This window comes from Achromobacter sp. MUI-25009338 (genome assembly GCF_057359325.1).
Genome location: NZ_CM170627.1, coordinates 111,631 through 132,854, shown reverse-complemented (window position 1 = coordinate 132,854; position 21,224 = coordinate 111,631). Strand labels below are relative to the sequence as shown.

Genomic DNA, 21,224 nt, shown 5'->3' with positions numbered 1-21,224 from the left:
GGAATCAGCATGATCGCCCGCATCGCCCCTTTCTTTTCGCGCGCCGCCGACAGCGACCTGTGGCACAGCTTCAAGCGCACGCCCGGCGCCATCATCGCCGCCATCGTCACGCTGGCCATCCTGCTGGGCGCGCTGTTCGCGCCCATCGTCGCGCCGCACAACCCCTTCGACCTGGCTTCCCTGAGCATCATGGACGCCAACACCCCGCCGTCCTGGGAAGAGGGCGGCAGCCCGGATTTCCTGCTCGGCACCGACGACCAGGGCCGCGACATCCTGTCGGCCGTGCTGTACGGCTCGCGCGTGTCGCTGCTGGTGGGCTTCGCTTCGGTGCTGTTCTCGATGGTGCTGGGCGTGACGCTGGGCCTGATCAGCGGCTATGCCGGCGGCCGGGTCGACAGCTTCATCATGCGCATCGCCGACGTGCAGCTGTCGTTTCCCGCCATCCTGGTGGCGCTGCTGATCGACGGCGTGGCGCGCGGCCTGCTGCCGCGCGACCTGCATGACCAGCTCGCGCTGTACGTGCTGATCTTCGCCATCGGCATCTCCGGCTGGGTGCAGTATGCGCGCACGGTGCGCGGCTCCACGCTGGTCGAGCGCAACAAGGAATACGTGCAGGCGGCGCGCCTGATCGGCATCGGCCCGATCACCATCCTGCGCCGCCACATCCTGCCCAACGTCATGGGACCGGTGCTGGTCATCGCCACCATCCACCTGGCGATCGCCATCATCACCGAAGCCACGCTGTCGTTCCTGGGCGTGGGCGTGCCGCCGACCGCGCCGTCGCTGGGCACGCTGATCCGCATCGGCAACAGCTACCTGTTCTCGGGCATGTGGTGGATCTCCATCTTCCCCGGCATCGCGCTGGTGGCGCTGGTGCTGTCGGTCAACCTGCTGGGCGACTGGCTGCGCGACGCGCTCAACCCCAAGCTGCGCTGAGGACGCCATGGCCCTGTTGAACATCGAAGACATCCGCATCGAATTCCCCAGCCGCCGCGGCACGCTGGTGGCGGTGGACGGCGTATCGCTGGCGCTGGAAAAAGGCGAAATCCTGGGCGTGGTGGGCGAATCCGGCGCCGGCAAATCGACCATCGGCAACACCGTGATCGGGCTGCTGGAAGCGCCGGGACGGCTGGCCGGCGGCGAGGTGCTGCTCAACGGCGAACGCATCGACACCCTGAGCCCGGCGCAGCAGCGCCGCGTGCGCGGCCGCCGCATCGGCATGATCTTCCAGGACCCGCTGACTTCGCTGGACCCTTTGCAGACGGTGGAAAGCCAGCTGGTCGAAACCATGCAGGTGCACCTGAACCTGTCGCACGCCCAGGCGCAGAAACGCGCCGTGCAGCTGCTGGAACAGGTCGGCATCGACCAGCCCGAACTGCGCGTCAAGCAATACCCGCACCAGTTCTCCGGCGGCATGCGCCAGCGCGTGGTGATCGCGCTGGCCCTGTGCTGCGAGCCCGAAGTCATCATCGCCGACGAACCCACCACCGCGCTGGACGTGTCGATCCAGGCGCAGATCCTGGAGCTGCTCAAGCGCCTGTGCCGCGAAGAGCAGGTGGGCATGATCATCATCACCCACGACATGGGCGTGATCGCGGACGTGACCGACCGCGTCGCGGTGCTGTACCACGGCAAGCTGGTCGAGCAGGGCCCCACCGCCAAGATCCTGGGCGACCCCGACCACCCCTACACGCGCAGCCTGATCTCGGCCGTGCCGCGCCCGGACATCAAGCTCAAGCGGTTTCCGCTGGTGACCTACATCGAGGACGTCAAGACGCCGTCGCAGCCGCTGGACCTGGCCACGCACTGGCTGGGGCAGCGGCGCGACTTCGGCGCGCGCACGGACGGCCCGCTGGTGCAGGTGCGCGACCTGAGCATGCGCTTCGTGCTCAAGAGCGCGTTCTTCAAGCGCAACCAGCGCACGCTGGACGCGGTCAAGCGCGTCAATTTTTCCATCGCCGAAGGCGAGGTGTTCGGCCTGGTGGGCGAATCGGGCTCGGGGAAATCCACCGTGGCGCGCCTGATTTCCGGGCTGTACACGCCCAGCGCGGGGTCGGTGAATTTTGGCGGCGTCGAACTGACCGCGCTCAAGGGGGAAAGGCAGCTCAACCCGTTCCGGCGGCAGATCCAGATGATCTTCCAGGACCCGTTCTCCTCGCTCAATCCGCGCATGCGCGTGCTGGACATCGTGGCCGAGCCGATCCGCTTCCACAAGCTGGCCGCCAGCGAGGCCGAGGCGCGCCGCATCGTGGCCGACCTGCTCGACGTGGTCGGCCTGGGCGGGCGCGCGGCCGAACGCTTTCCGCACGAGTTCTCGGGCGGGCAGCGCCAGCGCATCTGCATCGCGCGCGCCCTGGCCACGCGCCCCCGCTTCCTGATCTGCGACGAGCCGACCTCGGCCCTGGACGTCTCGATCCAGGCGCAGATCCTCAACCTGCTCAAGGACCTGCAGGAAGAGCTGGGGCTGACCATGCTGTTCATCAGCCACGATCTGCCGGTGATCCGCCAGATGTGCGACCGCGTGGGCGTGATGCGCTACGGCGAACTGCTGGAAGTCGCCGCCACCGAAGACCTGTTCGAGCGACCCCAGCATCCGTACAGCAAACATCTGCTGGGGCTCATGCCGCGCCTGCAGTCCATGTCCCGGGAGGGGCTGGACGTGGTGGCGGGTTGATGGGTGTCGCGCGCTCGATAACTGAGCTCTTGCTCAGGGGATCTCGCGCTATACCCATCCTACGGCCATGTTGCTCGTAGGATGGGTATAGCGCGAGACCGTACAGATAAGAACCCAAATCCCCAGCGCGCGACACCCATCAGGCAGCCCCAGCCGCCGCGCTCAGCGCCCCCCGCCCATCGCGCCGCTCAGCACCATCATCAGGAACTGCTCGACCGGCATCTTCTTGCCGTTGAAGTCCACCTGGCCGTCGGCGTAGTTCAGGTAGGTCACGATGTTGTCGTTTTCGATCTTGGCCAGGCCCATCGCCGTGGCCATGGTGCCCACCATCTCGGCCTGGCCCTTGGCGGTCTGCAGGGCCTGCTCGGCCGGCACGCCGCGCACCTGCGGCTCGATGGCCATCAGGTCGCTCAGGTTGGCCTTGGACAGCACCAGCCTGGCCGCGAGCTTGCGCACCACATCCTTGGCGGTGTCGGCGAACTCGCCGTCCATCGTGGCGGGCTTGGTCAGGTCCAGGTCCAGCGTGAAGGTCGAGGTGCCGTTGGCGGTGCGCACTTCCAGCGGCGCCACGTTCAGCGTCGGGTTGCCGGCCAGCAGCAGTTCGACGTTGGTCTTGAGCACCTGCTTCTCTTCATCGGTGAACTCGGGCGCCTGCTCTTCGTCATCGCTTTGCAGCATGCGGCGCGAAGCGGCTTCGTAGACGTCGTTGATGGCCTTGAACGCCTTGGCGTCCAGGCGCTGGGCGTCGATGACCAGCTTGGCGCCGGCCATGTCCTTTTCCTGGATGTTGATCATGCCCAGGTCGAGCACCATCTTGGCGCCCACGGTGGCGTCGGCTTCGGTCATGTCGACGGCCATGCTGGTGTCCTTGAGCTGGACCGGCGGCTTTTCCTTGGACGTGATGGTCCAGTTCTTGATGCCCAGCTTCTGGCTGCCCACATACATGTCGTTCTTGCCGGGCGTCATGTCGCTGGTCAGCGTCAGGCCCTGCAGGGCCATGCGCTCGATGTCGCTGTCCTCGGAGGCCGGGCCGGCGGCCACCAGGCTTTCGGCGGCCAGCGCGATGGTGCCGTGCTTGCTGTCGGTGGCGTAGGTGACGTCGCCCTTCATGCCCGAGAACGACAGGCTGGTGTCGTCCTTGGCGAACTCGACCGGCGCCATGTCGAACGTGCCGGCGACGTTCCTGGCGTAGCTGACGCTGTAGGCGCCCGACAGCGGCACGACGCCCTTGGTGGCGGCGAACCAATCCTTGACGGCGGGCGTTTCTTCGAGCTGGAAGCGGCTGGCCACCATGGCCGGGGCGAAGGAGCCGGACTTCAGGTTCGACAGCGGGAACGGGCCGTGGTCCAAGTGCTCGACGAACTGGATCTCATGTTCCTGGGCCGGCTTGCCGTCGGCCGCGGGCTCGGTGATCTTCACGCGGTAGCGCTCGGTCGACGAGAATACGCCGCGCTCGAACGACACCAGCTCGACCACGGCGGCCACGCCCCACTTCTCGCCGAATTTCTGCAGTTCGACGTTGGCCTGCTCGACCGATTGCTTGACGAAGGCCTCGGCCTTCTGGCCCGTGTACCACGCCGTGCCGGTCCAGACCGCGCCCAGCGCGACGACCACGCCCACTACTGCCGATTTCTTCATAACAACCCTTTGTTCTTCAAATATGGAGGAAAGCGCACGGATTATAGGGAGTGGAGCCTAGGGAAAACACTTATTTGGTGCACAGGCGCTGCTATTTGTTACCTGGTGATACGCATCCGCCCCCGTGAACCGGTGCTGCAGCGCCACATCGGCTACAATCGTTGCGTGTGTTTTGCCAATCTGCACACGTCCGCTAGGCCCTTCGCTGCCAAGCCTCGCCCATCAGGGCGCTTCCCTTTTCTCCTTGTTCGTCCGCCTGGATTGGAGTCTCTCAACTTGAGCGACGGGCTGCCGTTGGAGTTGTCTTGACTACCTCTTCCCCTTTCGCCGACCTCGGGCTGGCTGATTCCCTGTTGCGTGCCATCGCCGAGACCGGCTATACCGCGCCCACTCCCATTCAGGCCCAGGCCATTCCGCAGGTGCTCAAAGGCGGCGACCTGCTGGCCGCCGCCCAGACGGGCACCGGCAAGACCGCCGGCTTCACGCTGCCCATCCTGCATCTGCTGATGCAGAAAAAACCCGAGCAGAGAAAGCCCGGCCGCCCGCGCTGCCTGATCCTGACCCCGACGCGCGAACTGACCGCGCAGGTCGCGGAATCGGTGCAGACCTACGGCAAGTACACGTCGCTGACGTCCATGGTGATGTTCGGCGGCGTCAATATCAACCCGCAGATCTCCGCGCTGAGAAAACCGCTGGACATCCTGGTGGCCACGCCCGGCCGCCTGCTGGACCACTGCGGCCAGAAGACCATCGACCTGTCCGGCGTCGAGATCCTGGTGCTGGACGAAGCCGACCGCATGCTGGACATGGGCTTCATCCGCGACATCCGCAAGATCCTCGCGCTGCTGCCCAAGCAGCGCCAGAACCTGCTGTTCTCGGCCACCTTCTCCGACGACATCCGCACCCTGGCGCGCGGCGTGCTGAACAATCCCGGCGAGGTCTCCGTGACCCCGCGCAACACCGCCACCGAGCTGGTCACCCAGACCGTGCACATGGTGGAACAGCACCACAAGCGCGACCTGCTCAGCCACATCATCCGCGAAAGCGGCTGGCACCAGGTGCTGGTGTTCACGCGCACCAAGCACGGCGCCAACCGCCTGGCCGAAAAGCTGGTCAAGGACGGCCTGACCGCCGCCGCCATCCACGGCAACAAGAGCCAGTCGGCCCGCACCCGCGCGCTGGCCGGCTTCAAGGACAGCTCCGTGGCGGTGCTGGTGGCCACCGACATCGCCGCGCGCGGCCTGGACATCGACCAGCTGCCCCAGGTGGTGAACTTCGAGCTGCCCAACGTGCCCGAGGACTACGTGCACCGCATCGGCCGCACCGGCCGCGCCGGCGCCACCGGCGCCGCGGTCTCGCTGGTCGACAACAGCGAAATCAAGCTGCTCAAGGACATCGAGCGCCTGATCAAGAAGACCATCGAGCGCAAGCCGGTCGAAGGCTGGACCCCGCCCGCCACCAGCGCCGCCGCCTACGAGCGCCAGGAGCGCGAGGAAGACAACCGCAGCCCGCGCGGCGGCAACCGCAACGGCCGCGGCGGCAACGCCAATGGCGGGCGCGGACGTCCGGCCCAGGGCCAGCCCCGTTCGGCCGCCGGCGGGCGCGCGCCGGCGCCGGCCCGCGCCGGCGAAGGCCGCGCCAGCCACGCCCCGCGCGACGGCAAGCCCGCCGACCGCCCGGCCCACGCCGGCCGCAACGAAAACCGCCCGCAGCAGAACCATCGCCGTCCGGAAGGCGCCGCCCGTCCGGCCGGCAATGGCGGCGCGGGACGCCCCGCGCGCGCCGCGCTGCTGAGCAAGTAATATCACCGGCAACCCCAGAACCGCGATCACGGACCCGCGCCATGCCCTTATCCACCTGGTTGACGTTTTTCCTGGCCTCCTGGGCCATTTCGTTCTCGCCCGGCGCGGGCGCGATCTCGGCCATGTCTTCCGGGCTGAAGTACGGGTTCGCGCGCGGCTACTGGAACACGGCCGGCCTGATCATGGGCATCCTGTTCCAGTTCGTGGTCGTGGCCGTGGGCCTGGGCGCGGTGCTGGCCACCTCCGAGATGGCCTTCAACGTCGTCAAGTACCTGGGCGTGGCCTACCTGATCTACCTGGGCGTGCGCCAGATCCGCACCGACGCGGCGCCGGTCACGGTCGACGCCGGCGACCCCAAGCTGGCCTCGGTGCGCGAGCTGGTGCTGCGCGGCTTCCTGATCAACACCATGAACCCCAAGGGCACGGTGTTCCTGCTGGCCGTGGTGCCGCAGTTCGTCGACACCGCGCTGCCGCTGACGCCGCAGTACGCGGCGCTGGCGGCCACGCTGGCGTTCACCGACCTGGTGGCGATGGGCGTGTACACGCTGCTGGCGGCGCGCGTGCTGCGCATGCTGCGCGACGCCAAGCACATCCGCTGGATGAACCGGACCTTCGGCTCGCTGTTCATTCTGGCCGGCGTGTTCCTGGCCTCGTTCCGCCGCCATTCCTGAACCCTTGCGCGGGGCATGCGCCGGCGACGGCGCATGCCCCGCGCGCTTTCGTGCCCGATACCGGACCGCGCCGGGCGATGCAACGGCGCTGAGTAAAATCCACCGATCATGAACATCACCCAAGAAGTTGCGCGGCGCCGTACGTTCGCCATCATTTCCCACCCTGACGCAGGCAAGACCACACTGACCGAAAAGCTGCTGCTGTTCGCAGGCGCGATCCAGATCGCCGGCAGCGTCAAGGCGCGCAAGGCCTCGCGCCACGCTTCTTCGGACTGGATGGAGATCGAAAAGCAGCGCGGCATTTCCGTGGCGTCCTCGGTGATGCAGATGGAGTACCGCGACTGCGTCATCAACCTGCTCGACACCCCGGGCCACCAGGACTTCTCCGAAGACACCTACCGCGTGCTGACGGCGGTGGACGCCGCGCTGATGGTGATCGACGCGGCCAACGGCGTCGAGCCGCAGACCATCCGCCTGCTGCAGGTCTGCCGCGCCCGCAACACGCCCATCATCACCTTCATCAACAAGATGGACCGCGAGGTGCGCGAGCCGCTGGAACTGCTGTCCGAGATCGAGGGCCACCTCGGCATGGACGCGGTGCCGTTCTCGTGGCCGGTGGGCATGGGCAAGGCCTTCGGCGGCGTGTTCGACATCCGCCGCGACCGCATGCGCGTGTTCCGACCCGGCCAGGAGCGCCGCTCGGACAACGACGACTTCATCGAAGGCCTGACCAATCCCGAGATCGCGCGGCGCTTCGGCTCGGCCTTCGAGCAGGCCAGCGGCGAGATCGAGCTCATCAACGAAGCCGCGCCGGCCTTCGACCGCGACCAGTTCCTGGCCGGCAAGCAGACCCCGGTGTTCTTCGGCTCGGCCATCAACAACTTCGGCGTGCAGGAAGTGCTGGACGCCCTGGTCGAGCAGGCGCCGCCCCCGGGCCCGCGCACGGCCCTGCAGCGCGAGGTGCAGCCCGAGGAGCCCAAGTTCACCGGCGTGGTGTTCAAGGTGCAGGCCAACATGGACCCGGCGCACCGCGACCGCGTGGCGTTCGTGCGCGTCAGCTCCGGCCGCTTCGAGCGCGGCATGCGCCTGAAGGTCGCGCGCACCAACAAGGAAATGCGGCCCAACAACGTTGTGTCCTTCCTGTCGCAGCGGCGCGAACTGCTGGACGAGGCCTATGCCGGCGACGTGATCGGCATTCCCAACCACGGCGTGCTGCAGCTGGGCGACGTGCTGACCGAAGGCGAGACGCTGCAGTTCACCGGCCTGCCGTTCTTCGCGCCGGAACTGTTCCAGGCGGTGGAAGTGAAGGACCCGCTGCGCACCAAGCAGCTGCGCACCGGCCTGACGCAGCTGGGCGAGGAAGGCGCCATCCAGGTGTTCCGGCCCGAGGCCGCCGGCGGCGCGCTGCTGCTGGGCGCGGTCGGCCAGCTGCAGTTCGAAGTGGTGGCCCACCGCCTCAAGACCGAGTATGGCGTGGAGGCCCGGATGCTGCCGTCGCGCTACACAATGGCACGTTGGATTACTTCTGAAAACCCCAAGGCGCTGCGCAAGTTCATGGATGCCAATGCAGCCCATATCGCCTATGATGTGGTGGATGCGGCGGCGTTTTTGATCGGTTCTCCCGCGCAATTGCGCGTTGCCGAAGAACTGTATCCCGATGTGAAATTCCACGCCATGCGCGAGCACGGCGGCAAGGTTTTCGGAGACAAAGCGTAGGCCCGTTGGGGTTCCGCATGGCAGATGAGGGTAGCAATGTCTTGGCGTTTTTTATTCGCAACGCTCCTGGTCGCGCTCGGCGCGTCCGCCTGGGGCGGCATACAACTGGGTGACTGGCTGGTGGCGCATGCGCCGACCGCCGCGCCCGCTCCTGGCCAGGACACCCTGGCCTCGCAGCAGCCGGTGCTGGACGCCAATGGCCGTCCCTACGTGGCGCAGCCGCCCCAGCCCCGCATCGACGGCACGCTGGGCGTGCCGGACAAGCCCGCCGACCGGCAGTGGCAGGTCAACACGGTGTCGCTGTTCGACAGCGTGAGCGATCCTTCCGTGAAGATCTCGCGCGAGCGCATCAGCCCCGAACAGGCCCGCGAAATCGCCGCGAACTCGCAGGTGCCGCTGCCCTCGGGTCCGTCGGACGTCAGCACGCTGGACCTGCAGGCCCCCGGCACCTCCGCCGCCATCAACGGCGGCCAGATGCAGGCCGGCGGCTACGGCACGACCCAGATGGTGCAGGCGCCCCCGCCGCCGAATTCCTCGCAGGCGCCCGGCGCGCCGGGCTGGCAGGACGCCCTCAAGCGCGAACTGGCGCACTGCGCCACCCAGGGCTTCTTCGAGCGCCCCTCCTGTTCCTGGGCCGCGCGCAACAAGTACTGCGGACCCAACCGCGCCTGGGGCACCATGGCCGAATGCCCGGCCCGCCCCTGACGGCGCGAACCCGACCCTCCATGAAAAATGGCGCCCACCGGGCGCCATTTTCTTATCCGCGAGCGGCGATCATTCCGGCACGGACATCTGGCTCTGCAGGTAGTTCTGCAGGCCGACCTTGTCGACCAGCTCGATCTGCGTTTCCAGGTAGTCGATGTGCTCTTCGGTGTCGTCCAGGATGTCCTGGAACAGGTCGCGAGAAACGTTGTCGCGGACCGACTCGCAATGGGCGATCGCTTCCTTGACGGTGGCCTGGGCGGCCTGTTCGAGCTTGAGGTCACAGGCCAGCAGCTCGGGCACGTCCTCACCGATCAGCAGCTTGTGCAGGTCTTGCAGATTGGGCAGGCCGTCCAGCATGAAGATGCGTTCGATCAGACGATCGGCATGCTTCATCTCGCCTATGGATTCTTCGTACTCGTGCTTGCCCAGCTTGTCGAAACCCCAGTGGTTCAACATGCGGGCATGCAGGAAATACTGGTTGATGGCCGTCAGCTCGTTGGTGAGTTGCTTGTTCAGAAACTGGATGACGGTTTTATCGCCTTTCATGATGGACTCCTTGCAGTCAGGCGCGACGCGAATGCATCGCGACAAAGGAGCGCACGATGCCGCGCGTACGCAACCCCGGCAGACTACCATTTGTGACGTGGCCAAAGCTACCTTTGCCCTGCATTTGGTAAACCGCTTTAGGAGCACGACCATAAAGCGATAGGCCAATGAGAATGAGTATGCGTGCGGCTTGGCGGCCCGCGGATTACGGGTCGGCCACTGCGGAATTCAGCCGGCGCGCCGCGTCGCCAGCCAGATGCCGAAGGCGATCGGCACGATGCCCAGCAGGTCCAGCCACGACACCGCTTCGCCCAGCACCAGCCAGCCGAACAGCAGGCCCAGCGGCGGCATCAGGAAATGCAGCGCGCTGGCCGAGGTGGCGCTGGCGCGCCCCAATATCATGAACCACAGGTAGTAGCCGCCCATCGACACGGCGACGATCATGTAGGCCATGCTCCAGAAGAGGCTGGCCGTCAGGTGCGCGTCGCCCAGGCTCTCGCTGGCCAGCGCGAACGGCAGCAGCGCGGCCGCGCCGGCCAGCGACTGGATGCCGGTCGAGGTCCACAGACCGGTGGCGGGCGCAAGGCGCTTGTAGAGCAGCGTGCCGGCCACCAGCGCCGCCAGCCCGCCGGTGACCAGCAAAGTGCCGTGCAGGTCCTCCTGCATGCCCGACAGCCGCGAGCGCAGCACCAGCGCCACGCCGGCCAGCCCCAGGCACAGACCGGCCAGCTTGCGCCAGCCCAGCCGCTCGCCCAGCACCGGCCCGGCCAGCACGCCGATGAGCAGCGGATTGGTGCTGATCAGCACGGCGGTGAAGGCCGAGGACACCGTGGTCATGCCCGACCAGCTCAGCCCCAGGTACAGGGCGTTGTTCAGCACGCCCAGCAGCACCAGAACCGCCAGGTCGCGCGCCGGCGGCAGCCGCCAGCGCCCGCCCGCCGCGGCCAGGCCCAGCATCAGCGCGCCGGCGATCAGGAAGCGCAGGGTCAGCAAGGTCAGCGGCGGACAGTCGCGCACCGCGATCTTGGCGGCGGCGAAGGCCGAGCTCCAGAGCAGGCAGAACGCCGCGATGGGCAGCCAGCTCAGGCCCGGCGCGGCGGGCAGGGCGTTGGAGGACAAGGTGGAGACGGCCTTCATGGGAGATCCGAAATAGCGCGAACGATGGAGCGATTCTGCGCGGCGGCCGATCCATTGACAAACTCTTTATTCGGATCGAAAGTATTTGAAAATCAGATGCTTCGGGTGCGCCAATGGATCTCGATCTGCTCCATAGTTTCGTGTCGGTGGTCGACGCCGGCGGCTTTACCGCGGCCGGCGAACGCGTGCACCGCAGCCAGTCCACCGTCAGCCAGCAGATCCGCAAGCTGGAGGAATCGCTGGACTGCGCCCTGTTCGTGCGCGAAGGCCGGCAGGTCTTGCTGACCGAGGACGGCGAGCGCCTGCTGGGCTACGCCCGGCGCATGCTGGCGCTGTCGACCGAGGTGCGCGAGGCGGTCAGCGGCCGCAAGCGCGTGGACGTGATCCGGCTGGGCATCCCCGACGACTTCGCCGCCGACTCGCTGGCCGCCGTGATTTCGGAATTCGCGCGTTCGCAGCCCGGCGTGCGGCTGTCGGTGCGCTGCGACCTGACCGCCGCGCTCGTGCGCGGCCTGGAACGCGGCGACCTGGACGTGGCGCTGGTCAAGCGCGAACCCGGCGTCGGCCCCGCCGCGGCGGCCTGGACCGAACATCTGCACTGGATCGGCGGGACGCCGCAGGCGCCGGCGGCCGACGAGCCGGTGCCGCTGGTGGCTTTCCCGCAGGGCTGCATCTATCGCAACCGGGCGATCCACGCGCTGGAGGCCGCGGGCCGGCATTGGCGCATCGCCTACGAAAGCCCGAATCTCCTGGGCCTGCAGGCGGCGCTGAAGGGCGGGCTGGGGATCGCCTTGCTGGAGCGGCGCTGCATCGTGCCGGGCCACCACATCGTCGATGCGGAGCTGCCGGGTGTGCCGCCGACCGAACTGGCGCTATGCGTGCCCGACGCGGGACGCGCGCCGGTGCGCCGGCTGGCGACGGTGATCGAGGAGTTTTGCGAGAAGGAAATGACGCGGCCCGCCGCAAGCTAGCAGCGAGCCGGGAGAGGAATCCGCCGTTTAAGCCGTGGCGACGAGCGCGATGGGGAAGCTGCTGTTGGCAGCGGGCGCGCCCGGTTCGGCCACGGTGGCCGGCGGATTGACCGGAACGGCAATCGAGCGCACGTCGCACACGCTGGAGCAGCGGCCGCCCGGCAGGTATTCGGCGGCGGTCGCCGCGCAGCAGCCGCAGCACGTGGCCACGCCCAGCTCGAATTGCAGGTCGGAAAGCGTCGTCGCGCCGGCGTCCACGCTGGCGCGGACTTGGCGTTCGGTGATGGCATTACATACGCAAATGTACATGAGAATAATTATCGAAAATTATTCAATAACTGACAAGTCCCAGGCGTAAATAAATTTGCAACCAAAGTGTCACGCAAGTGCTTGAAATCAGGGACGAATTCGAATTTATCCGTCCCTGATTTCAGCGGGCGGCGGCCTGCGCCTTGCGCAGCGCGGCCGGCGCGATCCGCAGCGCTTCTCGGTACTTTGCCACCGTGCGGCGGGCGATGACGATCCCCTGATCGGCCAGTTTTTGGGTGATCTGGCTGTCGGATAAAGGCTTGGCGCGGTTTTCCTCGGCCACCATCTGGCGGATGAAGGTCTGCACCGCGGTGGCCGAGGCGGTGTCCCCGCCCTCGGTGGCCACGCCCGTGCCGAAGAAGCGCTTGAGTTCCAGCGTGCCAAACGGAGTGAGCATGTACTTCTGTGTTGTGGCGCGTGAAATCGTGGATTCATGCAAGCCCAGCTCGCCCGCGATGTCCTTCAGGATGAGCGGCCGCATGGCGCCCGGCCCCTGGCTGAAGAACGCGGTCTGGTGCTCCACGATGGCCTGGGCCACCCGCAGGATGGTGTCGAAGCGCTGCTCCACGTTGCGGATCATCCAGCGGGCCTGCTGCAGCTGGGCCTGCAGGCCGGCGTGCGCCGATTCCTTCTGGTTGCCCAGCATCTGGGCGTACAGCCCGTTGATCTGCAGCCGCGGCACGGCGGCGCTGTTCAGGGTGGCCTGCCAGCCGCGGCGGGTCTTGCGCACGATGACGTCGGGCACCGCGTAGTCGGCGGCGGGCACGGTCCAGGCCCGTCCGGGACGGGGTTCGAGCCGCAGGATCAGGGCATGCGCGGCGCGCACCGTGGCTTCGTCGCAGCCCACGGCGGCGCACAGCCGGGCGGTGTTGCCGGTAGCCAACAGCGCCAGGTGCTGCGCGCAGATTTGCCGCGCACAGTCCAGCACGGCGGCGTCGGCCGCCTCGGGCAGGCAGGCGAGATCGGGGTTGCGCAGTTGCAACAGCAGGCATTCGGCCATGTCGCGCGCACCGATGCCGGGCGGATCGAACGATTGCAGCAGCGACAGCGCGGCCTTCAGCTCGTCGAGGTCGGGCTCCATTTCGGCCGGCAGCCAGCCCAGGATCTCCTCCAGCGGCGAGCCCAGATAGCCGTTTTCGTCCAGCTCGTCGATCAGCAGCCCCGCCAGCGCCACGTCGCGGGCCTGCGCCCGGGTCAGGACCAGCTGGCCCAGCAGGTATTCGCGCAGCGTGTCGGGCCGGGCCGCCTCGGGCATGGAGGAGTCCTCGTCCGGATAGACGCCGCCCGAGCCGGGCATTTCCTCGGCCGGCGTTTCGCGTTCGAGCGGCGGCTCGTCGTCCTGCACGGAGGACTCGCGCTCGGACTCGGCCTGCGCTTCGGCCGGCTGGGGGTCCTCGTCCCGTTCCAGCAAGGGGTTTTCCGCGAGCACCTGCGAAATCTCGGCTTCGAGCTCGAGCGTGGACAGCTGCAGCAACCTTATGGATTGCTGCAGCTGTGGCGTCAGCGTCAGATGCTGGCCGGGTCGCAGTTCTAAAATAGGACGGGTCATAGGTACAATATTTTGCATGATGAATCTGACTTCGCCCGCAAGCGTCCGCCAGGACTGCCGCCTGATCGGCCAGACCCTGCTCAAACTGGCGCTACCCCGACTCATAGTGCGTGCGATCGTCATCGCCGTCGCCCTCGTCATCTGGTATCTGGTCGCCCAGTGGATACTGGCATTCGGCCGCAGCATGAACTATGACTTCCTGCACAGCCTGGGCCAGCCGACCGTGGACATGGTGCAGAAGGTCAACCCCTACCTCTGGTGGGCCGTCGCCGCCATCTGGTCTCTGATTGTATTTTTCACCGTCCGCGCCTGGCTGTCCGCCAGCCTGGCCGCCGGCAGCGCCACGCCGGTGGGCACCGACGTGCTGGCCGGCCTGGCGCCGCAGCTCTCGGATGAATCCCTGGGCGTGCTGCGCTGGACCTGGGGCGACCGCCAGGAACCGTTCACGGTCGGCGACCTGCGCCGCTCGCTGTCCGAACTGCGCCACCGCCGCATCGACAAGATCGCGATGGTGGCCGACCAGGCCGCCATCCTGGACAATCCGGCGGCGGCCGCCGGCCGCGATCCCGGCGAAATCCGCCGCCAGCCGCGCACCGACCACTACGTCGAACCGCGCATCGGCGGCCCCGCCGACTGAAGCCGCGCAGGCCGCCCACGGGCGGCCTGTTCGTTTCAGGCAGCCGCCAGCCGGCCGCTCCTATACTCGGACTCCAGGCTCGCATAACCGCCGGCCGCCTTCGCATCGACTCCAACCGACCGGCAGCGCAGACCTGCCGGATGCGCGGCCCGCCCCCTGGAGTTTTTTTCATGCATTTCTCTCCCAGCCGGTACGCCGCCGGCCTGCTGCTGGCCTGCTCGGCCGCCTTTGCCTGCGGCGCCGCCGGAGCCGCCGAATGGCCCGACAAACCGATCACTTTCGTCGCCCCGTTCACGGCGGGCGGCGCCAATGACCTGGTCGCGCGCATCATCGCCAAGGCGGTCGGGTCCCAACTGGGCCAGCCCGTGATCGTCGAGAACCGGCCCGGCGCCGGCGGCGTGATCGGCGCGGCGCACGTGGCGCGCAGCCCGGCCGATGGCTACACCTACCTGGTGGGCAGCAACGGCACCGTCACCAACAGTCTGATCCGCTCGGACCAGCCCTACAAGGACGACATGCTGACCCCGGTCGCGCTGCTGTCGATCACGCCCTCGGTCATCGTCGCCAACCCGTCCAATCCGGCCAAGGACCTCAAGGACTTCGTGGCCCGCGCCAAGCAGGCCAGGACCGACCGCATCACGTTCTCGACCGCGGGCAACGGCAGCACGCCGCATTTCGTCGCGGAAATGCTCAAGGAAGCCTCGGGCCTGCCGGTCGAGCCCATCGCCTACAAGAGCGGCTCGGAGGGCGTGACCGCGGTGGTCGGCAACCAGGTCGACGCGACCTCGGAGGCCAGCATCGTCACGCTGCCGCTGATCCAGAGCGGCAAGCTCAAGGCCCTGGCCACCACCTGGGACAAGCGCATGGCCAGCGCGCCGGACATCCCGACGACGGCCGAGCAAGGCTTTCCCGGCGTGCGCATCGGCCACTGGGCCGGCCTGTTCGCCCCGGCCGGCACGCCCGCCGACGTGCTGGACCGCATGAACGCCGCGGTGGACAAATCGCTGCAGACGGCCGAGGTGCGGGACGCGCTGCGCCAGAGCAGCATCGAGCCCGGCGGCGGCTCGCGCGCCAGCTTCGCCGAATTCGCCGCCAACGAACGCGAACGCCTGGGCAAAGTCGTGCAGAACGGCCACATGCAGACGCAATAAACGGCCGCGCAAAAAGCCGGGGAGCCATCCGTCCCCGGCTTTTTCATCGTATTTTGTTTGCGCTGCACGAAAAAATATGTTTGACTAGCAACCTATGGCCGCTTACCGCAACCCCCTCGCGATTGCTATCGGACGCTTTAACGCTCCGGTTGCCGGCCTGCGCGCTCGCACCTCCTCCATCGCGCTATCGCTATACCTACCGATCGGTTGCCGGGCCTAGTGTCCCCGTGGTAGCTCGGCAGCCACGCTTGCCACACGCGATTTTTCCCTTTTATCTCTGAATCCAGCCAGACGACGACGGTGAACCCGTCAAGGCAAACCCGCGCAGCACGCCGCAAACCGGCCGCGCAGCTTCCGGAACGACTCCGGATAGGGATTCAAAAGAAACCGATCGAGGTGTAGTCATGATGCTTGCCAACCCCGCCACCAAGTACGTCCCGTTCACGCCGTTTGCCCGCGATTTCTCCGAGCGCACCTGGCCCAGCCGCCGCATCACCGCCGCGCCGATCTGGATGAGCACGGACCTGCGCGACGGCAACCAGGCCCTGATCGAGCCCATGAGCGTCGAGCGCAAGCTCCGCTTCTTCGAACAGCTGGTGAAGATCGGCTTCAAGGAAATCGAAGTGGGCTTCCCGTCGGCCTCGCAGACCGACTTCGACTTCGTGCGCAAGCTCATCGACGAAAAGCGCATTCCCGACGACGTCACCATCATCGTGCTGACGCAGTCGCGCGAAGACCTGATCAGCCGCACGGTGGAATCGGCCGCCGGCGCCAAGCAGGCCATCGTCCACTTGTACAACGCCTGCGCGCCGGCGTTCCGCAAGGTCGTGTTCAACATGAGCAAGGACGAGATCAAGAACATCGCCACGACCGGCACGCGCCTGGTCAAGCAGTACATGGCCCAGCATCCCGAGACCAAGTGGCGCTACCAGTACTCGCCGGAAGTGTTCAGCACGACCGAACCCGAATTCGCGCTGGAAGTCTCCAACGCCGTGGCCGACGTATGGGAGCCCACGCCGGACTGCAAGATGGTGCTGAACCTGCCGGCCACCATCGAGGCCACCACGCCGAACATGTACGCCGACCAGATCGAGTGGATGCACAAGAACCTGGCGCGCCGCGACAGCATCGTGCTCAGCGTGCACCCGCATAACGACCGCGGCACCGCCGTGGCCGCCGCCGAATTCGCCGTGATGGCCGGCGCCGACCGCATCGAAGGCTGCCTGTTCGGCAGCGGCGAGCGCACCGGCAACGTCGACCTCGTCACGCTGGCGCTGAACCTCTATACCCAGGGCGTGCATCCGGGCCTGGATTTCTCGGACATCGACGAAGTGCGCCGCTGCGCCGAGTACTGCAACCAGCTGCCGGTGCACCCGCGCCATCCGTACGCCGGCGACCTGGTCTTCACCGCGTTCTCCGGCTCGCACCAGGACGCCATCAAGAAGGGCTTCGCCCAGCAGCAGCCCGACGCCGTGTGGGAAGTGCCGTACCTGCCGATCGACCCGGCCGACCTGGGCCGCAGCTACGACGCGGTGATCCGCGTCAACAGCCAGTCGGGCAAGGGCGGCGTGTCGTACCTGCTCGAACAGGAGCACGGCCTGGTGTTGCCGCGCCGCCTGCAGATCGAATTCAGCCGCGCCATCCAGCGCGTGACCGACGAGACCGGCCGCGAGGTCACCGCCGACGATGTGCACACCATCTTCAGCCGCGAATACCTGGAGCAGAAGGCGCCCTGGAAGCTGGTGCGCCACCGCATCGACGGCAACCCGGCCGCCGGCGAAGGCCAGCATTTCAGCATCGAGGCCGAACTGGAATACAACGGCGAACGCCGCGTCGTCACCGGCAAGGGCGACGGCGCCATCTCGGCTTTCGTGGCGGCGCTGGACGTGCCGGTGCGCATCATGGACTACCATGAGCACGCCATCGGCACCGGCACCGACACCCGCGCCGCATCCTACGTGGAGCTGCGCGTGGGCGATTCCGGCACGGGCTTCGGCGTGGGCATCGACCGCGACATCGTGACGGCCTCGTTCCAGGCCGTGCTGAGCGCCGTCAACCGCCACATCAACGCCGGCGCCGTGACCACCACCGAGCAAGAGACTGCCGAGACCGCGTGATCCGCGACCCGGCATGAAAGCAGCCCGCCGCTACCCGGCGGGCTTTTTGTTTCCGAGCGACGTCAGCCGCGCGGCCACATGTCGGATGCGCCGATGTCGGGCGAGTTGGCGGCCAGCAGGCGCTGATGCACCCAGGCCGCGATGGCCAGCATGGCGTGGTCGCCGTGGCGCTTGCCGATCAGCTGCAGGCCCACCGGCAGGCCCTGCGGGCCGGTGGCGAACGGCAGGTTCAGGCAGGGCAGGCCGAACAGCGTCCAGGCCCGCGAGAACTGCGGATCGCCCGTGCCCAGGTCCGCGAAGGGCGCTTCGCCGGCTGCGCTAGGCGCGATCAGCACGTCGTACGTGTCGAGCCACGAGTCCACGCGCGCGCGCGGCTCGGCGGCGCGGGCCAGGTTCTGCTGGTGTTCTTCGGCCCCGATGCGCATGCCCGCCTCGATGATGGCCTGCAGCTTGGTGCTGAGCTGGCCCATGTGCTCGATGCGCTCGTAGGCCAGCGCCTGCGACAGCTCGAACGCCATGATGTCCGCGTGCAGCTGCACCAGCGCGCAGTGTTCCTGCGGCTGCGGCACTTCTTCCACCACGGCGCCGGCGCGCGACAGGATGGCCGCCGCCTGCGCGAAGGCCTCCTTGGTTTCGGACTGGGCATGGCGCCACTGCAGGGTGCGGAACATGCCGATGCGCGGCTTGCCGTCGTACGACAGGTCCAGCATGCGCGGGTCGCGCATCAGGACCGAGGCGAACAGCGCCACGTCCGGCACCGAACGCGCGAAGCCGCCGACCGTGTCCAGCGACTCGGCCACGCTCTTGACCCCCGCGCGCGAAATGCTGCCGAAGGTGGGCTTGTAGCCGACCACGCCGCAATAGGAGGCGGGGCGGATGATGGAGCCCGCGGTCTGCGTGCCCAGCGCGAATGGCACCATGTCGTCGGCCACCGCGGCCGCCGAGCCGCTGGAGGAGCCGCCCGGCGTGTAGGCCTCGTTGCGCGGATTGCGCGTGGGACCGGCATGGTAGGTGGCGAATTCGGTGGTCACGGTCTTGCCGATCACGATCGCGCCGGCCTCGCGGCACTGCGCCACGCTGGCCGCGTCCAGGCCCGGGCGGTGGCGTTCGTAGATGGGCGAGCCGTAGCGGGTGGGCAGGTCCGCGGTGTCGAACAGGTCCTTGACGCCGATGGGCAGGCCATGCAGCGGGCCGCGCAGCGCGCCGCGGTCCAGCGTCTGCGCGCGTTCCAGCGCAGCCTGCTTTTGCAGCGCGGTCCAGGCATGCACGGTGTTCTCGCGCTGCTCGATGCGCGCGAAGCAAGCGCGCACGAGCTGCTCCGCGGTCAGTTCGCGCCGTTGCAGCTTGCGCGCGGCTTCGAGCGCGCCAAGCTTGTTCAAGGCTATAGACATGGTCCTTTCCTCTTTACCGGCGCCGCGCATGGCGCGCGGCGGCTGAGCGACGCACCCGGTCCCCTTGACCGGGGGTTCGCCGGAAGACGCGGCGGGCAAATTCCGCCGCGCATTTCGGACCAACCGACTGCTGCCAATGTCCACCACGCGTCAATTGGGAAAAACACGGAAATCACCGCTTTTCTCCACGGAAACCGCGCGTCGCGCCTTGGCTTTTCTGTTGCGTCGGCACCAGCATAGCGCAAACCCGTGCAATACAAAGGTCATATTTGTCTAGTAAGATGAAATCGTTTTCACGACCCGACAGCAATTCCGCATGGCATCGCGCCCGTCGCCCCGATTCTCCATCATTGAAGTGGCCCGCAAGGCCGGGGTTTCGCCGGCCACGGTGTCGCGCGCCTTCAACCAGCCGGACATCGTGCATCCCGACACGCTGGCCCACATCCGCAGCGTCGCCAAGCGCGCGGGCTTTCGCCCCAACCGCGTGGGCCGCAGCCTGCGCTCGGGCAGCACGCGCACCATCGGGCTGATCCTGCCCACGCTCTCCAACCCGGTGTTCGCAGAATGCTTCGAAGGCGCCGAGCGCCGCGCGCGCGAATCGGGCTACAGCGTGATGCTGACGGCCACCGGCTACGATCCGGCGGTCGAATCGGCCGCGGTCCAGGGCCTGATGGACCACCAGGTCGACGGGCTGATCCTGACGGTCGCCGACGTGGCCAAGAGCGCGACGCTGGACGACCTGGACAGCGCCGGCATTCCCTATGTGCTGGTCTACAACGAATCGGCCGCCCATCCCTATGCCTCGGTGGACAACCGCGCCGCCGCCAGCGACATGGTGGCCCATCTGGCGGCGCTGGGCCATCGCCGCATCGCGCTGGTCACCGGGCCGCTGACCGCCTCCGACCGCGCGCGCCGCCGCCTGACCGGCGCGCGCGCCTGCGCCAAGCGCCTGGGCCTGGATGCCATCCAGCACATCTCCATGAGTTCGCACACCGGCAGCGACGCCGACGCCCTCAAGGCCGCGCTGCGCGGCAAGCAGGCGCCCACCGCCCTGTTCTGCTCGAACGATCTGCTGGCCACGGCGGTGATCGCCGACCTGGTCGGGCTGGGCCTGTCCGTGCCGGCCGACATCTCGGTCTGCGGCTTCGACGGCATGCGTTTCGGCGCCTTGCTGACGCCGCCGCTGACCACGGTGGCGCAGCCCAGCGACGGCATCGGCGTGGCGGCCTGCTCCAACCTGCTGGCGCAGATCCACGGACAACCGCCGCAATCCGACCGCCTGCCGCATTGCATCGTGGTCGGCGGCACCGCGGCGCCGGTGCGGCGCAAGGCCGCCGGCTAGGCGCCGCCACTTCAACGCTTTCGATATCCAAGCATCATGCTCATCGCACAGATTACCGACCTGCACATGCGCACCCCGGGCGACAAGGCCTACGGCATCATCGATCCGGCCGCCTTCCTGGCGCCGGCCGTGCGCGCGCTCAACGCCCTGACGCCGCGGCCCGACTGCGTGCTCATCACCGGCGACCTGACCGACCTGGGCCGGCCCCAGGAATACCAGGCGCTGCGCGAGCACCTGCAGGCGCTGGAGATTCCGTACTTCCTGCTGCCCGGCAACCACGACGACCGCGCCCAGCTGCGCGCCGCGTTTCCCGACCACGACTATCTGCAAGGCGACGGGCCGTTCATCCAGTACGCCATCGAAAGCTATCCGCTGCGCCTGCTGGCGCTGGACACCGTGGTGCCGATGAAGAGCCACGGCGAACTGTGCCAGGACCGGCTCGACTGGCTGGCCACGCGCCTGGCCGAACAGCCGCAGCGGCCCACGCTGGTGCTGATGCACCATCCGCCATTCCTGACCGGCATCGAGCACATGGACGCCATCGGCCTGCTGGCCGGCGCGCCCGAGCTCGAGCGCATCGTGGCGCGTTTCCCGAACGTGGAACGCGTGCTCTGCGGCCATCTGCACCGCACGATATTCCAGCGCTTCGGCGGCACCATCGCCTCGACCTGTCCGGGCACCGCGCACCAGCTCGCGCTGGAGATCGGGCCGCGCCCGACGCTGCAATACATCATGGAGCCGCCGGGCTATCAATTGCACTGGTGGCATGGCGGCAACCTGGTCACGCACCACGCCGTCATTGGGGAATACCCCGGACCTTACCCATTCGCCTGAGGCCTGCGGCTAGACTATCGGGCCTCGCCTTGCC

At 67.6% G+C, this 21,224-nt stretch carries 18 protein-coding genes; 12 read left to right on the top strand and 6 right to left on the bottom strand.

Annotated elements, in window-relative coordinates:
* Positions 1–9 precede the first annotated feature (9 nt).
* Together AC1IQ6_RS00600 and AC1IQ6_RS00595 are read left to right on the top strand one after the other, a co-directional pair.
* Positions 10–936: an ABC transporter permease gene (locus AC1IQ6_RS00600; RefSeq protein ID WP_102772993.1), complete on the top strand. Its 927-nt coding sequence runs from the start codon at positions 10–12 to the stop codon at positions 934–936.
* Positions 937–943: 7 nt separating this feature from the next.
* Positions 944–2,674: a dipeptide ABC transporter ATP-binding protein gene (locus AC1IQ6_RS00595; protein ID WP_485865643.1), complete on the top strand. Its 1,731-nt coding sequence runs from the start codon at positions 944–946 to the stop codon at positions 2,672–2,674.
* 162 nt (positions 2,675–2,836) lie between these two features.
* On the opposite strand, the gene AC1IQ6_RS00590 is transcribed toward AC1IQ6_RS00595, so the two are convergent.
* A complete protein-coding gene (locus AC1IQ6_RS00590; protein ID WP_102772990.1) occupies positions 2,837–4,312 on the bottom strand; it encodes a YdgA family protein in 1,476 nt (491 codons plus the stop codon).
* Positions 4,313–4,617: 305 nt separating this feature from the next.
* On the opposite strand from AC1IQ6_RS00590, the gene AC1IQ6_RS00585 reads away from it, so the two are divergent.
* The 4 genes from AC1IQ6_RS00585 (at position 4,618) to AC1IQ6_RS00570 (ending at position 9,206) form a co-directional block, all read left to right on the top strand.
* Positions 4,618–6,114: a DEAD/DEAH box helicase gene (locus tag AC1IQ6_RS00585; RefSeq protein WP_181390939.1), complete on the top strand. Its 1,497-nt coding sequence runs from the start codon at positions 4,618–4,620 to the stop codon at positions 6,112–6,114.
* Positions 6,115–6,155: 41 nt separating this feature from the next.
* The gene (locus tag AC1IQ6_RS00580; RefSeq protein WP_111826215.1) at positions 6,156–6,785 is read left to right on the top strand and encodes a LysE family translocator; all 630 of its coding nucleotides are present in this window, start codon (positions 6,156–6,158) and stop codon (positions 6,783–6,785) included.
* A 108-nt stretch (positions 6,786–6,893) separates the two neighbouring features.
* Positions 6,894–8,501 (top strand): peptide chain release factor 3, encoded by a 1,608-nt coding sequence (locus AC1IQ6_RS00575; protein ID WP_485865642.1) that lies wholly within the window; start codon positions 6,894–6,896, stop codon positions 8,499–8,501.
* Positions 8,502–8,525: 24 nt separating this feature from the next.
* Positions 8,526–9,206 (top strand): hypothetical protein, encoded by a 681-nt coding sequence (locus AC1IQ6_RS00570; protein WP_181390938.1) that lies wholly within the window; start codon positions 8,526–8,528, stop codon positions 9,204–9,206.
* A gap of 69 nt (positions 9,207–9,275) precedes the next feature.
* Here AC1IQ6_RS00570 and bfr read toward each other — a convergent pair whose 3' ends face one another.
* Together bfr and AC1IQ6_RS00560 are read right to left on the bottom strand one after the other, a co-directional pair.
* Positions 9,276–9,752, bottom strand: a complete 477-nt coding sequence (gene bfr / locus AC1IQ6_RS00565; RefSeq protein ID WP_485865641.1) for a bacterioferritin — start codon at positions 9,750–9,752, stop codon at positions 9,276–9,278.
* A 228-nt stretch (positions 9,753–9,980) separates the two neighbouring features.
* Positions 9,981–10,889: a DMT family transporter gene (locus AC1IQ6_RS00560; RefSeq protein WP_102772984.1), complete on the bottom strand. Its 909-nt coding sequence runs from the start codon at positions 10,887–10,889 to the stop codon at positions 9,981–9,983.
* Between the two features lie 113 nt (positions 10,890–11,002).
* Here AC1IQ6_RS00560 and AC1IQ6_RS00555 point away from each other — a divergent pair, with 113 nt between their 5' ends.
* A complete protein-coding gene (locus AC1IQ6_RS00555; protein WP_485865640.1) occupies positions 11,003–11,860 on the top strand; it encodes a LysR substrate-binding domain-containing protein in 858 nt (285 codons plus the stop codon).
* 27 nt (positions 11,861–11,887) lie between these two features.
* Here the strand turns inward: AC1IQ6_RS00555 and AC1IQ6_RS00550 are convergent, their stop codons facing one another.
* Positions 11,888–12,169, bottom strand: a complete 282-nt coding sequence (locus tag AC1IQ6_RS00550) for a (2Fe-2S)-binding protein (protein ID WP_102772982.1) — start codon at positions 12,167–12,169, stop codon at positions 11,888–11,890.
* Between the two features lie 121 nt (positions 12,170–12,290).
* Positions 12,291–13,718, bottom strand: coding sequence for an RNA polymerase factor sigma-54 (rpoN, locus tag AC1IQ6_RS00545; RefSeq protein WP_440130633.1), 1,428 nt, complete (start codon positions 13,716–13,718; stop codon positions 12,291–12,293).
* 16 nt (positions 13,719–13,734) lie between these two features.
* Between rpoN and AC1IQ6_RS00540 the strand changes: the two genes are divergently transcribed.
* The 3 genes from AC1IQ6_RS00540 to leuA all read left to right on the top strand — a co-directional run bounded on the left by AC1IQ6_RS00540 (position 13,735) and on the right by leuA (position 17,623).
* A complete protein-coding gene (locus AC1IQ6_RS00540) occupies positions 13,735–14,355 on the top strand; it encodes a hypothetical protein (RefSeq protein ID WP_485865639.1) in 621 nt (206 codons plus the stop codon).
* A 170-nt stretch (positions 14,356–14,525) separates the two neighbouring features.
* The gene (locus tag AC1IQ6_RS00535; RefSeq protein ID WP_102772979.1) at positions 14,526–15,506 is read left to right on the top strand and encodes a tripartite tricarboxylate transporter substrate binding protein; all 981 of its coding nucleotides are present in this window, start codon (positions 14,526–14,528) and stop codon (positions 15,504–15,506) included.
* Positions 15,507–15,910: 404 nt separating this feature from the next.
* Positions 15,911–17,623 carry a 2-isopropylmalate synthase gene (gene leuA, locus AC1IQ6_RS00530; RefSeq protein ID WP_102772978.1) on the top strand — a complete coding sequence of 571 codons (1,713 nt, stop codon included), beginning with the start codon at positions 15,911–15,913 and terminating at the stop codon, positions 17,621–17,623.
* Between the two features lie 62 nt (positions 17,624–17,685).
* Here the strand turns inward: leuA and AC1IQ6_RS00525 are convergent, their stop codons facing one another.
* On the bottom strand, positions 17,686–19,014 hold the full coding sequence (locus AC1IQ6_RS00525) for an amidase (RefSeq protein WP_102772977.1): 1,329 nt from the start codon (positions 19,012–19,014) through the stop codon (positions 17,686–17,688).
* 316 nt (positions 19,015–19,330) lie between these two features.
* Here AC1IQ6_RS00525 and AC1IQ6_RS00520 point away from each other — a divergent pair, with 316 nt between their 5' ends.
* Positions 19,331–20,356, top strand: coding sequence for a substrate-binding domain-containing protein (locus tag AC1IQ6_RS00520; RefSeq protein WP_102772976.1), 1,026 nt, complete (start codon positions 19,331–19,333; stop codon positions 20,354–20,356).
* 36 nt (positions 20,357–20,392) lie between these two features.
* The gene (locus AC1IQ6_RS00515) at positions 20,393–21,190 is read left to right on the top strand and encodes a phosphodiesterase (protein ID WP_479730755.1); all 798 of its coding nucleotides are present in this window, start codon (positions 20,393–20,395) and stop codon (positions 21,188–21,190) included.
* The last annotated feature ends 34 nt before the right edge of the window (positions 21,191–21,224 follow it).